General features: G+C 55.5%; 12 protein-coding genes. 1 reads left to right on the forward strand and 11 read right to left on the reverse strand.

Annotated features, from left to right (window positions below):
* Window positions 1-302 precede the first annotated feature (302 nt).
* Window positions 303-1,073 carry an MOSC domain-containing protein gene (locus AC5Q5A_RS16800; RefSeq protein WP_493895967.1) on the forward strand — a complete coding sequence of 257 codons (771 nt, stop codon included), beginning with the start codon at window positions 303-305 and terminating at the stop codon, window positions 1,071-1,073.
* A gap of 9 nt (window positions 1,074-1,082) precedes the next feature.
* Here the strand turns inward: AC5Q5A_RS16800 and AC5Q5A_RS16805 are convergent, their stop codons facing one another.
* The 11 genes from AC5Q5A_RS16805 to AC5Q5A_RS16855 all read right to left on the reverse strand — a co-directional run bounded on the left by AC5Q5A_RS16805 (window position 1,083) and on the right by AC5Q5A_RS16855 (window position 16,087).
* Window positions 1,083-2,675 (reverse strand): type IV secretory system conjugative DNA transfer family protein, encoded by a 1,593-nt coding sequence (locus tag AC5Q5A_RS16805; protein ID WP_493895968.1) that lies wholly within the window; start codon window positions 2,673-2,675, stop codon window positions 1,083-1,085.
* A 282-nt stretch (window positions 2,676-2,957) separates the two neighbouring features.
* The gene (locus AC5Q5A_RS16810) at window positions 2,958-3,734 is read right to left on the reverse strand and encodes a DUF4167 domain-containing protein (RefSeq protein WP_493895969.1); all 777 of its coding nucleotides are present in this window, start codon (window positions 3,732-3,734) and stop codon (window positions 2,958-2,960) included.
* 292 nt (window positions 3,735-4,026) lie between these two features.
* Window positions 4,027-4,929 (reverse strand): peptide chain release factor N(5)-glutamine methyltransferase, encoded by a 903-nt coding sequence (gene prmC, locus AC5Q5A_RS16815; protein ID WP_493895970.1) that lies wholly within the window; start codon window positions 4,927-4,929, stop codon window positions 4,027-4,029.
* Between the two features lie 2 nt (window positions 4,930-4,931).
* Window positions 4,932-6,014, reverse strand: a complete 1,083-nt coding sequence (gene prfA, locus AC5Q5A_RS16820) for a peptide chain release factor 1 (RefSeq protein WP_296992251.1) — start codon at window positions 6,012-6,014, stop codon at window positions 4,932-4,934.
* Window positions 6,011-7,357: a glutamyl-tRNA reductase gene (gene hemA / locus AC5Q5A_RS16825; RefSeq protein ID WP_008891693.1), complete on the reverse strand. Its 1,347-nt coding sequence runs from the start codon at window positions 7,355-7,357 to the stop codon at window positions 6,011-6,013. Before hemA ends, prfA begins: the two co-directional genes overlap by 4 nt.
* 7 nt (window positions 7,358-7,364) lie before the next feature.
* Window positions 7,365-8,606, reverse strand: coding sequence for a histidine--tRNA ligase (hisS, locus tag AC5Q5A_RS16830; RefSeq protein WP_493895971.1), 1,242 nt, complete (start codon window positions 8,604-8,606; stop codon window positions 7,365-7,367).
* A gap of 128 nt (window positions 8,607-8,734) precedes the next feature.
* Window positions 8,735-9,859, reverse strand: coding sequence for a flavodoxin-dependent (E)-4-hydroxy-3-methylbut-2-enyl-diphosphate synthase (gene ispG, locus AC5Q5A_RS16835; protein WP_120224587.1), 1,125 nt, complete (start codon window positions 9,857-9,859; stop codon window positions 8,735-8,737).
* Between the two features lie 180 nt (window positions 9,860-10,039).
* Window positions 10,040-11,242 (reverse strand): helix-turn-helix domain-containing protein, encoded by a 1,203-nt coding sequence (locus AC5Q5A_RS16840; RefSeq protein WP_493895972.1) that lies wholly within the window; start codon window positions 11,240-11,242, stop codon window positions 10,040-10,042.
* Window positions 11,243-11,410: 168 nt separating this feature from the next.
* Window positions 11,411-13,693, reverse strand: coding sequence for a phosphoenolpyruvate--protein phosphotransferase (ptsP, locus tag AC5Q5A_RS16845; protein WP_008891697.1), 2,283 nt, complete (start codon window positions 13,691-13,693; stop codon window positions 11,411-11,413).
* A 5-nt stretch (window positions 13,694-13,698) separates the two neighbouring features.
* Entirely contained in the window at window positions 13,699-14,727 is a 1,029-nt protein-coding gene (locus AC5Q5A_RS16850) for an NAD(P)H-dependent flavin oxidoreductase (RefSeq protein WP_197145498.1), read from the reverse strand.
* A gap of 139 nt (window positions 14,728-14,866) precedes the next feature.
* Window positions 14,867-16,087, reverse strand: a complete 1,221-nt coding sequence (locus tag AC5Q5A_RS16855; protein ID WP_008891699.1) for an aspartate kinase — start codon at window positions 16,085-16,087, stop codon at window positions 14,867-14,869.
* Between the last annotated feature and the right edge of the window lie 276 nt (window positions 16,088-16,363).

Below are 16,363 nucleotides of genomic sequence, written 5' to 3' on the forward strand. Positions count from 1 at the left end.
ATTACCGAATTCTAAAATTATAGATTATTTCGACAGCGACAACATTGATATGTCTCAGTCTAGCGTGTTTGCAACCATATACCCCTACAAAAGTTGCAAGAATTATTTGTGCACCGCAGCACAACTTTCTGTCATTATTCTAGATATCATATGAGGATACTGAACTAAGGACATTGCTTGCCAGTCCCTTCGGGGGTTGCCCTTGGCAAAACAACGTTCTAACGTCGCCCGAATAAACAAACCAGACATGCCATTCGTCCCGTTTTTCCGGCATGCCAAAGCGCCATACAGGAATAGTGATCATGACGATCGAACTCAAAGCCATCAAAAGATACCCGGTCAAGGGAATGCGCGGTGTTGACCTTAAACAGGCAAAAATCAGCGCACACCACATGATTACCGATGATCGTCGCTTTGTCATTGCAACCCAATCATCTGTCGGACAGGAAGGTGTTCACGAATGGGCCCGCAAAAGCAACTTCCTGCAATTGGTCAACACGCCCAAGCTGGCTGAAATCGGCACCGAATATGACGACGCCACCTGCACCCTGACCATCCTTCGAAATGGCCGCGCCATCTGCAAAGGCAAGCTGGACGATAGCATGGGCCGCACCGTGGTTGAGGATTTCCTCAAGGCGTTTCTGAAAAACGAGATCGCCGGCACGCCCAAGATCTATTCAGTTCCCGATACGAATTTCGGCGACATGAAAGAACCTTACATATCGCTGCTGAACCTGGCATCGATCCGTGATTTTGGTTCGCGCATCGTGCAAAGCGAAATCGATCCGATGCGTTTTCGCGGCAACCTGTTGATCGACGGGCTGGAGCCGTGGAAAGAGCTTGAATGGAACGAAGACAAAATCATCAAGATCAATGATTTGTCGTTCCGCGTCGTCCATCCGATCACGCGCTGCAAGGCAACAAGCGTTAATCCCGACACAGCGATTTCCGACATCAACGTGCCACTGATGCTGCGCAAAGGGGTAAACCACCTTTATATGGGGATTTACATCGAAGCGCTTGAAGACGGCATGATCACACCGGGTGACAAGCTGACCGTGACCGTCGCCTAAGGGCCGTTATCAGTTGCCAGAATTGAATGTCGGGGCGTGTACGGCGATGCCCTTGAACATCTCATCGTGATACCAATCAATGCGGTGCGCACGAATGGGCGGGCATCCCTTGCGGAACAATATCTGTTCTTCCTTGGGGAAGCGCGCCACTTCGGCGGATCGCAGGATGGGTTGATTATCCTGAGACCGTAAATGCACCGGGCGGCTGGTATCCTTGCCACCACCGGTGTCATCAAATTTCGACATTGCTGTCAGGCCCGAAACCCAGTCCAGGTTAAACGCCCCTTCCTGGCTCAGAACCGAAATAGCGTCCACCCGGCCGACGACATTTTCCCAGTTCAGGCAGACATCCATCAGGCCGCTGACACCAGAGAACCCCGGCCAGACGATCATCCCCTCGCCATATCCGCCGCCCAGAAGCCGCTCGAACAACGGCATCCGGCCAACATTTTCGATCCCATCCAACAAGACCAGGAATTCCGGATCGCCCGACTTCCAGCCACGCTGATTAAGCAGGTTCATCATGCCTGTCAGCATCACGCGGCTAAAGGATGGCTGAACTTCCGGGTTATCACCGCCAAGCTGACCAACGATAAAGATCGAAACCGGGCCACTGGTGATGTCTTCAAGTGTGAAGCTGCTTTTGCTGACCAGACGTGCGATTTGCGGATTGTCGAATTCTTCGGTGGCGGCACGGCAGGCTTCGATAATCTTCATCCGCTGATCTTCGGTCATATCAAGGATATTCAGCGCGACTTCGGATATGCGGCCATCCGCAGACTCAATCCCCATCAGTTCTTCAAGGGTTTTGTAGAACCGGTGCGATGGCATGATCAGGTTGCGACGTACCTCGGCAAGGTTGCGGTCTTCCTTGGCGCTGCGCTGGATCGTGTAAACGATAAAGCCCTGCAACAACGTCCGTGCAATACGGACTTCCTGTTCGTCGAGTTCCTTGACAAATACCGGCGCCAAAAGCGTATCGGCGATAAAGCCGGTATCGGTGATCATTCCTTCCCCCTGCTGGCGGATGAAATCGAACGGGTTGAACTGCTGGGTTTCGACGCCGGTTTGTTTGTGCGGATCAATGACAATCAGTCTTTGTCCAAGCTTGGTGCGGCGATCATGAATGGCGCGAAAGATGCTGCCATGGCGCTCATAAACAAACAGATTGCCGGTATGCAAAAGCGCGTTTGGCTCTGCCGAGGCGCGATAAAACTCTTCGGGTTTGGTTGAAAAGGTAATCACCCGCTTAAGGCCCTTGGCCCCGATCAGGCGCTTGTCATCCCCCCAACGCCCCAGAACGAAGGACGGATTGCTTTCAAGCAGCTTGCGACCATTAAGGTCTTCAACAGTGGCCCACGCACCCTCGCCACGACCACCAGACCCTTTTCCGCCCAGTTTCTTCTTTTGCGATTTGGACGATGATGATGGCTTCATTCGGTTCAGGATGATGACAACCAGCGGAATGAACATCGGGACGATGAAACAGACAGCCCCCAAAAGGGCCAACTCGTAATCACCATTAAACAGCCCAAGGGCGATAACCATACCGCCAAGAGCCCACAGCAAAACCATGACGACCCGAAATAAGCCAGTCCCCATCTATCACTCCCCACGAATGCGCCTGCACCGTGAAAAGATGCCGGTTCTTTTATCCCGATCTTGCTTCCACGGTTTTATTGATGATTTGTCCCTGCACCCGCGCGAAAAATAATCGAAGGTTGCACGGGATGTTCAATTATATGCTTATACAGTTTTACGCCCCTTAAAGCACTGAGTCTTTGGGGGAATGCGCGGTTTTACACATGGTACAAACGACAACACCCCTGCAAGCGATGTGCTTGCAGGGGTGTTTGTCATGTTGAAAGACCGCCTCGGGTCAGATCAGGCCGAAACCGGCTCGGATCCTTCATCAGAGGTGGCACCTTCTTCTTCATCGCGACCAGCTGCGCGGCTACGACCGCGGCGGGCGGTCGGATGGCGACCACGGGTACGTGCGGTACCGCTTGCGGCACGGCGCGGTTTTTTCTCACCGTCTTCGCCCTGCTCGGCAGTGTCGGTTCTATCGGCACTTGCCGGTGCATCATCACCAGATGCTTCTGCCGGTGCGCTTTCCTCTGCGCTGGCGTCATCATCTGATTTCCGCGGGCGACCACGGCCCGGACCACGTGCATCCGAACGACGCGCACGCGGGGCGCGTTTCGGACGGCCACCATCATCATCCGATGTTTCAGCAGAAGTATTTTCTGCCTCTACCGGGGTGTTGTCGTCGCCATTGTTTGACGCATTTTCTGCGTTTTCGTTGGCGTCACCCTGTTGATCATCGTTCTGATTTGACTGGCCATCATTGCGGTCGTCACGGCCACGATTGTTGCGCTGACGATTGTTGTCACCACCACGTTCCTCACGGCGCTGGTTTTCCCATTCCTGGGCAGCCTGAAGGATGCGGTGGTAATGTTCCGCGTGCTGATAGAAGTTTTCCGCAAGAACCGGATCGTCGGTGCAATCCTTCGCAAGGGAAATGTATTTTTCATAGACCTGTTGGGCGTTACCGCGTACGCGGCCGTCCGGTCCATTACTGTCAAAATTCTGAAATTTTGGATTTACTGGACGTTTATTCGACTGTTGCCGTCCGCGCGGACGTTTATTGTTATTTCTCATATCAACATGACTTTGGTGTTGAAGGACAATCCGGTAGCATCATCGGCTCCGGAACCACTCCGTCTGAAAAACATATTTCCCGCTAAACAGCGCCGATCACGGCATTATTTTTACAAACCTGCCGGGAACCTTGAAAGGAACGGAGATTGTCGACTGTTTACAGGGGAACACGGCGCTTTCATAAGCGCGTTGGGCACCCGGCCCGTTCGATTCAACCTATATGGCTTGACGGGTTATTCCAACTGTTTTTTTCACTCGCCTGCGCTTTTTTTACATCACAGGTGCGGAAATATCAGATTACGCAACGTCCGACGGAACAACGGGTTTTCTTTGCCGCAACGCAGCGGACAATTCCGCCAAGGTCTTCGCGATACTCCACCCCGACAAAACCGGCCTCAACCAGCATCTGTCCGACATCGTTTTCCTGCCCGCGACCGATTTCAAAGATGACGAAACCGCCGGGCTTTGCCAGATCAAACGCAACACGCGACAAAACACGATAGGCCGCCAAGCCATCCCCCTCATCTGTCAGGGCAAGACGGGGATCAAACTTTTGCACCTCCGGCGACAGGGTCGTCATCTCGTCGGAGGTGATGTAGGGCGGGTTTGACATCACAAGGTCAAATCCCTCTTCCCGGTCTTTGTCATCAAGGGCACTGTCCCAATCCGAGACGCGAAACTCGACGCTATCATCAAGCTCAAGCAGCTTGGCATTTTCACGTGCACAGGCCACGGCACCAGCGCTTAGATCAAGTCCGATACCCGTCGCGCCTGGCAGATCGCCAATCGCGGACAACAACAAACACCCCGTCCCGGTGCCGAAATCAACAATGCGCGGCGCATCTGCGTCCTCAAGGAAATCAATCGCCCATTCGACAAGTGTTTCACTGTCCGGGCGGGGCTCAAGCGTTTCGGATGACAGCTTGAAAGTATGGCGCCAGAAATCACGTTCGCCCAAGATACGACCAACCGGTTCATGCCCGACGCGGCGCGCAATCATCGCCCGAAAAGTTTCCACCTTGTCATCAGGTACAATGTCTTCGGGCCATGCACTGATCCGGCCCCCATCAACACCCGCGGCCCGTGCCAAAAGAATACGCGCATCCATCCGCGCGTTTTCAATACCGGCATCGGTTAAGGCCGCGACGGCCTCAGCCATCAGGCTGCCAAGGGTCGATGAGGTGTCAGAAGGCATGATCAACTTTCAATTTCGGCAAGCTTCTGGGCCTGCTCTTCGGCGATCAGGGCATCAATCATTTCATCAACTGCCGGGCCGCCGGCAATGAAATCATCCAGGCGATAAAGTGTGAGGTTAATGCGATGATCGGACACGCGCCCTTGCGGGAAGTTATAGGTACGAATGCGCTCCGAACGGTCGCCTGATCCGACCTGTGATTTACGGTCAGCCGCGCGTTCGCTGTCCTTACTTTCGCGTTCCTGATCATAAAGACGCGACATCAGCATCTTCATGGCTTTTTCTTTGTTCTTGTGCTGCGACTTTGCTTCCTGACTGGCGGCAACCACACCGGTCGGAATATGGGTAATGCGCACCGCACTATCGGTGGTGTTGACGTGCTGACCACCCGCACCCTGTGAACGATAGGTATCAATACGCAGATCCTTGGGATCAATCTTGATATCGACTTCTTCGGCCTCTGGCAGCACAGCCACGGTCGCGGCCGATGTATGAATACGCCCGCCACCTTCGGTCACCGGCACACGTTGAACACGATGCACGCCACTTTCAAATTTCAGGCGGGCAAACACATCCGTCCCCGATACGTTGACGATGACTTCCTTGAAACCGCCAAGGTCGTTTTCGCTGGCGTCCATCTGTTCGAATTTCCAGCCGCGGCCTTCGGCGTAACGCTGATACATGCGATACAAATCGGCGGCAAACAGGGCGGCTTCTTCCCCGCCAGTACCGGCGCGAATTTCAAGGATGGCGTTCTTGGTGTCAGCCGTATCTTTCGGGATCAGCATCAGTTTCATCTGACGCTCTGCCTCGGGCAGCTTATCCTGAATGTCGTATTTTTCGGCTTCGGCCATTTCGCGCATATCGCGATCGCTTGCCGGATCGGCCAGGATTTCCTCGGCTTCTTCCAGATCGTTCAGAAGCTTTTTATACGCTTCGATCGCTTCGACCACCGGGGCCAATTCTGCATGTTCGCGCGACAGCTTTGAAAAGCCATCCCCATCAAGCTCTCCGCTTGAGAGAAGCGAATTGAGTTCGTCGAACCGGCGTGTAACGCCTTCGAGTTTCCCAAGGTCCAAACTCACTCTTTATTCTCCTGTTCAGGGTCGCTTGGCACGTCATCGCGGCCAAGCGGCTTGTCTTCAAGTTCAAACAGGCGCGACAACAGTTTCTGGGCCTTGACCCATTCCACGGTGCCCGCACCGTCTGTTGTCGTCGCCAAATCTTTCAATGCCTGTGTCGGCGTATGCAAAAGGCGATTGATCAAAAGCCTTGTCGCCTTTTCCGCATCCCCATGACTTTCGGCCAGCGCATCTGCGCGTACCGCTTCAAACCGTTTGCGCAGATCGGCGATTGCTGGCACGGCTGCGCGCTGGGCACGGTCACGGACAAAATTATCAATTTCCGCTTCGATCAATGCCCAGGCTTGATCCGCCTTTTCTTCACGGCCGCCGCGCCCTTCGGCGGCGATCTTTTCCAGATCCTCGATCCGGTAAAAGAAAACCTCGTCAATCTCGTCGACCTGCGGATCAATATCCCCCGGCACGGCCGTATCAATCATCAGAACCGGGCGGAACCGGCGACGTTTGACCGCCGCCATCGCACGATCCTTGTCGATCATGTAACGCCGCGATCCGCCTGCGGTCAGAACGAGGTCCGCCTCGGCCAAAAGCCGATCCAGATCATCGATTTCCGACCAGTGGCAATCCAGCCTGCGCGCCACCAGACGCGCACGGGCTGCCAGCCGATCCGTCACCAGAATGCGTCCGATACCCCGTTCGGCCAGCGATGCGGCGATCAGTTCCCCCATGTCGCCGGCCCCCGCCAGAAGCAAGGTACAGTCGCCAAGGTCACCATGCAGGTCGCGCGCAACCGATTGCGCGGCGGCAGCAATTGATACAGCCCCCTGCCCGATCCCGGTCTGATTGCGGACCTTTTTGGCAATGGCGTAGGCCGTCTGATAAACCAGCTCCAACTCGCGCCCGACCAGATCATGCTTGCGCGCGATCCGGTGTGCGTCCTTGACCTGACCAAATACTTCGGGTTCGCCGATCACCAGACTGTCGAGTGACGCCGCAACGGCAAACATATGGCGAAGCGCATCCCGGCCAGACCGGATGTAAAGCTCGGTCGCAAGCTGATCACGATCCAGATCCGCCCACAGCGACATCAGATCAATCAGGCGTTCACGCCCGCGTTCGGCCTCGGACGCCAAAAGATGAACTTCGGTACGATTGCAGGTCGAAACTACAACCGCCTGACCCAAACGGGCCTGTTCAATGGCGGCCAAGAACTGAGGGAGACGGGCTTCTTCAATGAAAAGACGGTCGCGGGTATCCTCGCTTGAGCGCCGATGATTGGTGCCGATCACCATCAGGCGATCCAGCGGCCAATCCCCGGCATCCTCATGCGAAATCGCGTCCGTCACACCATTCTCACTTTTTGCCGATCACATCAGCCAGTTGATCAAGCGCCACTTCCTGCTGCTCGCCACTGTCAAGGTCGCGCAACTGGGCCACACCCTTGGCAAGTTCTTCATCCCCGAGGATAACAGCCTTGCAGGCATTGGCCTTGTCCGCGCGCTTCATGCGCTTTTTCATGTTGCCGGAATAGCCAAGCTCGACCGCAACACCCGCTTCGCGCAAGGTCTGGGCAAGGGTGCGACATTTGGCCTCGGCCGCGTCCCCCATCGGGATCAGCGCCACGGGGCGTGCACCCGCCGGGGCTTCGCCCACCATCAATGCCAGGCGCTCAACACCAGCGGCCCAGCCAACCCCGGCCGTCTGCGGACCACCCATGGTCGAAATCAGCCCGTCATAACGGCCACCGGCCATGACAGTACCCTGCGCACCAAGGGTGTTGGTGGTGAACTCGAAACAGGTGTGGCAGTAATAATCAAGACCACGCACCAAACGCGGGTTCAGCTCGTAATTGATGCCGATATCGCCAAGCCCCTCGGTCAGGCCCTTGAAGAATTCCTTGGAATGCTCGTTAAGGTATTCGGCAAACAGCGGCGCATTGGCCACCAGTTCGCGATCGCCTTCGTCCTTGGAATCAAGGATACGCAACGGGTTCTTTTCAAGGCGCGAACGGCTGTCTTCCGACAGCTTGTCAAAATGGCCCTTGAAGTAATCAACCAGCACATCGCGATAAGCCGCACGGCTTTCCGGGTCACCAAGGGTGTTAAGCTCAAGCGTGATGCTGTCCCAAAGACCAAGGGCCTTTAGGATATGCGCGCCATAGCCGATCATTTCGATATCGCCCGCGACCTGTTCGACGCCAAGCAGTTCGGCACCGATCTGGTGGAACTGGCGCTGACGGCCTTTCTGCGGGCGTTCATACCGGAACATCGGGCCATAATAGCTGACCTTGACCGGTGACATCTGCTGCATGCCATTGGAAATATAGGCACGCGCAATACCCGCGGTTCCTTCGGGACGCAGCGTGATCTGTTCGCCGCCGCGATCCTCAAAGGTGTACATTTCCTTGGTCACGACGTCGGACGTGTCGCCAAGGGTGCGTGCAAACACCTCGGTAAATTCGAAGATCGGCGTGGTCATGCGATGGTAGCCATACAACTCGCCGATTTCGCGTGCGGTATTCGCGATGTAATCCTGCAGACGGTTCTGTTCCGGCAGAAGGTCGTGCGTGCCACGGACGGGTTGAAGCGATGCCACTTTGGGTCTCCGATCTAACTTGAATTCCAGATATTTGCGCGAAACATCAATCTGCGCAAACACATGCGAACATGAAAATAGCTTTCCGCCGGTGTGGCGGAAAGCCAAAAGTACTCAATAAAGCTTTGCTACTCCGCCGCGGTTTTCTTGGCGGCTTCTTCGGCTTCGATCTTGGCGGCACGTTCTTCGACCAGTTCGACGATATGGTCGACCATCTTTTCCGTACTGATATTGTGATCCGGGCGGCCGGAAATATACATCTTGTGGTTCCCACCACCGCCACCGGTAAGCCCGATATCGGTTTCACGCGCTTCGCCGGGACCATTGACGATACAGCCAATGATCGACAGCGAAATCGGGGTGGAAATATGGGCAAGGCGCTTTTCAAGCTCTGCCACGGTTTCAACCACGTTAAAGCCCTGACGCGCGCAGGACGGGCAGGAAATGATCTGAACGCCACGGGTCCGCAGACCAAGCGATTTCAGAATATCAAAACCAACATGGATTTCCTCAACCGGGTCGGCAGATAGCGACACGCGCAAGGTATCACCAATACCGGCCCACAGCAGGTTGCCCATGCCAATCGATGATTTCACCGTACCACCGCGCAGACCGCCGGCCTCGGTAATGCCAAGATGCAGCGGATAGTCACATGCCTCGGCCAGGCCGTAATAGGCGGCAACAGCAAGGAATACGTCCGATGCCTTGACCGAGATTTTGAATTCGCGGAAATCCTGATCTTCAAGGATTTTGGCGTGGTTCAACGCACTTTCGACCATCGCCTCTGGGCACGGTTCGCCGTAACGTTCCAGCAGTTCCTTTTCAAGCGACCCGGCATTCACACCGATACGCATCGAACAGCCATGATCCTTGGCGGCCTTGACAACTTCACGCACACGCTCGGTCGACCCGATATTGCCCGGGTTGATCCGAAGGCATGCGGCGCCAGCTTCGGCGGCCTCGATCGCGCGTTTGTAATGGAAATGGATGTCCGCCACGATCGGGACATGCACCTGTTTGATGATGTCTTTCAGAGCTGCGGTTGATTCCTGATCCGGGCAGGACACACGAACGATATCCGCACCTGCTTCTTCCAGTCGATGGATCTGCGCAACGGTCGCGTTCACATCGGTGGTCAGGGTATTGGTCATCGACTGCACCGAGATCGGTGCATCCCCGCCAACTTCCACGTCACCGACACGGATTTTGCGGCTTTGACGGCGTTCAATATCGCGATATGGGCGGACGCTCATTTCCGGTTCCAAAATGTTTTAGATGTCTTGGGGGTGTATATAGCTTATCAAACGCGGTTTAGAAACCGTTGGCTAACAGATTTTCCGCCAGATTTCGCATAGCTGTCACGAAAAAGGCGACCCGTTCGGATCGCCTTTCGCATTTTGTCTGTTTTCATCGCCCGCAGGCGTTGGCCAAACCTATTGAACGGTTGGTTCTTCTGCCTGGGTCAGATCACCGACATCAAGCGAGAAGTCCGAAATCACCGCGCCGTATTCCCCGACCGGCTGGGCTTCGGAACCATCGATGCTATAGGTCAGGGCACCGGCATTGCCGACTTCAAGTTTCAAACCGTCACGATTCGGAACCATATAGGTATCACCGGCTGTCAGCATCCGGGTCAGCAGAACATTGCCATCTGCCTCGCGAATACGAACCCAGCTGGTTTCCACCGCCGAAATGGTGACACGGCTATCAACATTGACCGCGCCAAATACGCGTGCGCCACCGGCCTCGTCAACTTCGGGTGCCGCGGGAACCGATGCAACTTCCGCTGCCGGTGCAGCCGGCGTTTCTGCGGCTGGTGCCTCTGCGACTTCGGCTTCAACCGGTGCCTGTTCGGTGGTGGTTACCACTTCGTTGGCAACGGGTGCAGCTTCCTGCGCCGGGGCTTCTGCGACTTCCTCGGTAACAACTGGCGCTTCTGCCGGTTCTTCGGTTGCTTCTGCGACTTCGGCTACGGGTTCAGATGCGGGTTCTGCGACCGGGGCCTCGGAAACGGTGGTTTCTTCAACCGGTGCTTCCATGTTGCCGGCACTTTCCGGTGCAGAGGCAACTGGTACCTCCTGATCGGCAATGACCGGTGCAGGCGTTGTGATTTCTGCCTCGGCGGCCTGTGCATCTGCGGCGTTTTCAAGATTACGCGGCGCTGAATCCTGGCTTGCCGTTGTCGAGTAGCTTGCAAGTCGCTCTGGCAATGGATCAACCAGATCGGCAATGGTTTTGCCCTGGCTCGACAGGTAGTACCATCCGCCATAAGCACCAAGACCAAGCATAACCGCGATCAGCAATACCGCCCCACCGGGTACACGGCTTTCCTGTACGGGTTTTGGGAAGGACAGTTCACTACGCACGGCCGGCGCATTGCTTTCTGCGCGGAAGCGACGTGCGATCTCTGCACCGTCCAGTCCAAGATGTTCGGCGTATGCCTTTACGAAGCCAAGGCCATACGGACCATTCGGCAATGCCGCATAGTCGCTGCTTTCAATGGCTTCGATGTAAATTTTGCGAATACGAAGCATGCGGCAAACGTCTTCGACTGTTTGCCCCAAACCAACGCGGGCCGCCTTCAAAAGGCTCCCGACCTCGGTATAACCACCGATCTGGTCTTTATGTTCGTCCATCACACTGTCATTTGCAGACGAATCCCCGGACAAAGGCCTGAAACGAAGGCGTTCTCGGGTTTCGTCATCCAAATGATCTTCCTTTCGCTTTTTGATCGCCAACTGCGCACCCCCACGTTACGATCTAGCAATAAAACTAGCAGATATCCCCACCAAAAGCGATTGTTTTTAAAGTTTTACACCGTGATCTATTGCGAAAGCCTTAAGACGCGAACGCAATGATCTGGTCGGATTATCCATTATCGTCAGAATATAACTCTCGACTTCAGACTTACACATGCTTCTGACCATTTCCTTGACCGGACCAACAGAGGCAGGCGCCATCGACAAGCGTTTAATTCCCAAACCGATAAGGGCCATCGCCTCAAGCGGACGTCCCGCCATTTCACCACAGATGGTCAGGCGAACGTCCTTTTGATCGCACAATGTCACCAACTGGCGCATGAACGCGAACACACTTGGCGACAGCGTGTCATACCGACCCTCGATCCTCGGATTGCCGCGGTCAGCAGCAAACATGAACTGCAACAGATCATTCGTCCCAACCGAGAGGAAATCAACCCGTTGCAGCAAGGCCGGAGCCTGCCAGATCAGGGCGGGAACTTCAAGCATGGCTCCGACTTCGACCTTGCGCGGGATAAATCCGCGTACGGCTTCACGTTTGAGCTGCTCGTCAAGAACCGCCTTTGCCTGATCAAATTCAGCAACTTCGGCGATCATCGGGAACATGACATAAAGGTCGCGGTCATGCCCGGCCCGGATCAGTGCGCGCAACTGATGCACAAGCACCGCCGGACGATCCAGTGTGATCCGGATCGATCGCCAACCCATCGCCGGATTCTCTTCTGTCATATCCTCCCAATAGGGCAGCAATTTGTCACCGCCCACATCAAGAGTCCTGAAAACCACTGGCCGGCCTTCAGCCTGTTCGAAAATACGATCATAAAGCCGGGTCTGATCGGTAATGTCGGGCATGGCGGATCGCACCATGAACGGAATTTCCGTCCGATAGAGGCCAATCCCGTCCGCCCCGCTTTCAATCACATGCGGGACATCAATCAGAAGCCCGGCATTGACGTTAAGTGAAATCTCCGCCCCGTCGGTCGTTTCGGCCGGAAGATCACGCATCTGGGCGTAAAGCGCTTTTCGTTCTGCCCGGGCGCGCAACGCGCCGTCAATCACCGCACGGACGTCTTCGCTTGGCCGAACGAAAAGCTGGCTGTTGTCTGAATCGACAATCAGCGGATCACCGGCCTCGACCTTATCAAGCACACCCTTAACGCCGCCCAGCACCGGGATATCAAGTGCGCGCGCAACGATTGCAACGTGCGAGGTGTGCGAGCCTTCTTCAAGGGCAAGACCACGCAGACGGGTATGATCATAATCAAGAAGTTCTGCCGGGCCGATATTGCGCGCCACCAGAATGATATCATCGGGCAGATCGCCAAAGGCCGGGGATTGATACTGCCCCGAAAGATGTTGCAACAGCCGGTTGGCCAGATCTTCAAGATCGTGCAACCGTTCGCGCAAATAGGGGTCGGTGACCTGCGCCATGCGCGCACGGGTATCGTCATGCACCTTCTGAACCGCGGCCTCGGCCGTCAGGCCGGTATGGACGGCTTCGGTGATACGGTTCAGCCAGCCGGTATCCTGGGCAATCATCCGATAGGCTTCAAGGATATCGCCCGGGTCATCGCCTTCATCCATGCCGTTGATGCCCGAAACAGCTTCCAGCATCTTATCAAGATGGTTCTGAAGACCATGCATGGCTTCGCGCAGGCGCGTTAGTTCTTCTTCCGGGTCATCAGAAACCATGCGGTCAATGACGATGCGCGGTTCGTGCAAAACGGCAATGCCCTTGCCAATCCCCGGTGCCAGACGCGCCCCGCCCAGACGCAGCGGCAACAACGCAATACCGTCCGCCGGGATCAATTCCTCACGGCTGACAAGTTCGCCACCGGCGACCATTTCGGCCAGCACCATGGCGACGTTTTCAAGGGCTTCCTGTTCGTCCTCGGAATAAAGCCGCTCTGTCCGGTTCTGCACGGCAAGCACGCCGATGATGCGGCCACCCCGCAGGATCGGCACACCGATCATCGAATGATAGATTTCCTCGCCGGTTTCCGGACGATAGGCAAAGTTCGGATGGCCTTGCGCGTCCTTGAGGTTAAGCGGACGCGCATGTGCGGCGACAAAACCGACAATCCCCTCGCCCACGCGAAGGCGGGTCAAGTGAACCGCTTCCTTGGACAGACCACAGGTCGCAAACAATTCCAGCACTTCGCCCGCACGCATCACATAGACCGAGCACACCTCTGCCACCATATCAGCAGCAATGATGGTCACGATCTGTCCGAGGCGTTCTTCAGCAGTCCCCGGTCCAGCCATGACGTCGCGCACACGCTTTAGAAGGCGTCGCGGACCTGTGACTGCGGCGGACGGAATGCTCATTTGACTTAGCTGTCTCTCTTAACCAGGGATTGAACGGCCTGTTCGACCAACTCTTCGAGGATTTCGGAAACCGGTTGTTCTTTCTTTACCATACCAACCGACTGTCCTGCCATAACCGATCCGCTTTCGACGTCACCATCGATCACGGCACGGCGCAGGGCACCCGCCCAGAAATGTTCAATTTCAAGCTGTGCAGCGCCTTGGTCAAGTTCGCCTGCGCGGAACTTTTCAATCACGGCACGCTGGGTATTGCGGAATTCTTCGGTGCCCTTGTTGGCCAGCGCGCGTACCGGAATGACCGGGAAACGGTCATCAAGCTGCACGGTGGTTACCGCGTCGCGCGCACTTGCACGGATAAAGGCCTTTTTGAAGTCAGGGTGCGCAATGCATTCCTCTGCACATACAAGGCGCGTGCCGATCTGAACACCCGATGCCCCTTGCTCAAGCAAACCGGTAATCGCTTCACCGCGACCAATCCCCCCGGCGCAGAAAACCGGAATGTCGGAAACTTCCGGCAGGATTTCCTGTGCCAGAACCGTCAGCGATACCGGGCCGACATGGCCACCCGCTTCGCTGCCCTCGATCACCAGCGCATCAGCACCCGAGCGGATCAGTTTCTTGGCCAGAACCAGTGCCGGGGCAAAGCAGATGACCTTGGCAAATTCCTTGGCCTGCTTGATCGAGTTTGATGACGGCAGGCCGCCGGCCAGAACCACATGACCAACACTGTGTTCACGGCACACTTCGATCAGTTCATTGAGCTGCGGGTGCATGGTGATCAGGTTAACGCCAAACGGCTTATTGGTCATTTCCTTGGTGGCGGCGATTTCAGCCGACAACAGATCCGGGGTCATCGACCCGCAGGCAATCACACCAAAACCACCCGCATTGGAGACCGCCGAAACAAGGTGACGCTCTGAAACCCAGGACATGGCGCCGGCCATAATGGCGTAGTCGGTGCCAAGGAATTCCTTGCCCGATGCCCACAGGTTTTCCAGGCGCGCCCGTGCGGCGTCAATTTTCGGATCACTCATATTCTCTGTACCCCAAAGCAGAAACGCAGGAGACCAGTGGTCTCCTGCCATTTCATTACAAAGGCTGAAACACACTGCTCCAGCTAGTATGTATTATTACAGGTAATTTAACAGCGGCTTAATCGCCAAACTGTTGAACTTACTCGGCATCCAGACCGTATGCCGTGTGCAACGCACGAACGGCAAGTTCGGTATATTCCTCGGCGATCAGAACACTGACCTTGATTTCCGAGGTCGAGATGACCTGAATGTTGATGCCTTTTTCCGCAAGGGTTTCAAACATCTTGCGCGCGACACCGACATGGGAACGCATACCCACACCAATGATCGACACCTTGGTCACATCAGAGGTGCTGAGCAGTTCCTGATAGGCGATCTTGTCTTTGTTCTTTTCGATCACCTGAAGCGCACGCTGGAATTCACCACGCGGAACGGTAAAGGTCATGTCCGTGCTTTTGCCGTCTTCTGAGACGTTCTGCACGATCATGTCGACATTGATATTGGCATCAGCCAGCGGGCTGAAGATTGAAGCGGCAATACCCGGCTTGTCCGCAACTTTCACCAAGGTGATCTTGGCTTCATCACGGCTATAGGCAATTCCGCTGACGACTTCCTGTTCCACGATCTCGTCCTCGTCTACAACAAGTGTTCCTTCTGCATCACTAAAGGTAGAACGGACCTGCACCCGGACGCGATGGTTCATTGCCATCTCGACAGAACGGGTTTGCAGAACCTTTGCACCAAGGGATGCGAGTTCCAGCATTTCTTCGTAAGTAATCTTTTCGATCTTGCGCGCCTTGGGCACAATGCGCGGATCGGTGGTGTAAACACCGTCGACATCGGTATAGATGTCGCAACGATCTGCGTTAAGTGCCGCGGCAAGGGCGACCGCCGACGTATCCGATCCACCACGCCCAAGGGTGGTGATGCGGTTATCGGGTGCGATCCCCTGGAAACCGGCCACGCAAACGACTTCGCCGCCATTCATGCGCTTATCAAGCTCGGTGGTGTCGATTTCCTTGATGCGGGCCTTGGCATGTGCACCGTCGGTCTTGATCGGGATCTGCCAGCCAAGCCAGGAACGAGCAGGCACATCCATGCTTTGCAGCGCCATCGCCAGCAAACCGACAGTCACCTGTTCGCCCGACGATACGATCACGTCATATTCACGTGCATCATACATCGGCGAAACTTCCTGCGCCCAGCCAACCAGTTCGTTGGTCTTGCCCGACATCGCGGACACGACAACAGCAACCTGATTGCCGGCATCGACCTCGGATTTCACCCGGCGCGCGACATTCTTGATTTTCTCAACATCGGCGACCGAAGTGCCGCCAAATTTCATGACAATACGGGCCATGAAGTATCCCCGCTATGCTCGCCGTCCATCGGCTGTCCGAACGTGACGGCATGTGATCCGGTCCCGGCCCAGGTGAGCATGCCGAATTTGCGGCGCTTCCCCTGATCCAAGCGGCGTAATCAATACTGCCATAATCCCCGCGAAACAAGCGTCAAGGATGCCGATAAATTGCGTGAGAGCAATTTTTTTGACCTGAAAATGTCCCAAACCGTCCGAATGCGGCAAATTGCATCGCATATCATGCGAAAATTACCCAATAACCCTGATGATATGCAT

Source organism: Thalassospira sp. CA1, from assembly GCF_059052855.1.